The following is a 496-nucleotide window of genomic DNA, read 5'->3' as shown; positions in this document are numbered from 1 at the left end:
CATTGATGACTCGCGCCAATTAGTGACCACCTACCAAGGCGCTCTCATTGAATCTAAAGAGATTGACGGTCTTAGTGTTACCGCAGGCAGGATCACTGAGATCGCATCACGCGAGTCATCTAACAGAGAAAAGATTTACTTAATGACCGGGAGTGGTCGGGTAGCCCGCAGTGACGGCCTAAATTTTGCGGGCGGAACTTACGAGCTAAGTAAATCGCTTTCCGCAACATACTTTTACGGCCAGCTGGAAGACATCTATAAGCAAAATTATCTCGGATTAGCTCATGTTCTTCCATTCGGGGATGGATATAGCCTGAAGACTGATCTTCGCTATTACCATAACACCGAAGATGGCGCGGCGCTTTACGGGGAAATCGACAACCAGGCATATGGCGTCATGACTGCCCTGAAAAAAGGAGGTCATACATTCACAATTGCCTACCAGCGCATGCTTGGTGACGATGGGTTCCCCGTTTTCAATGGCTATGCTCCGCAA

The 496-nt window shown here is 48.6% G+C and carries 1 protein-coding gene; it reads left to right on the top strand.

The window, feature by feature from the left end; all coding sequences use genetic code 11:
* Positions 1-496, top strand: a 496-nt coding sequence (locus tag QWI17_RS08320; protein ID WP_302722060.1) for an OprD family outer membrane porin, incomplete at both ends; no start/stop codon positions are given.

The organism is Gilvimarinus gilvus (genome assembly GCF_030518155.1).
GTDB classification, from domain to species: Bacteria; Pseudomonadota; Gammaproteobacteria; order Pseudomonadales; family Cellvibrionaceae; genus Gilvimarinus; species Gilvimarinus gilvus.
This window is presented reverse-complemented; position numbering and strand designations above follow the sequence as displayed.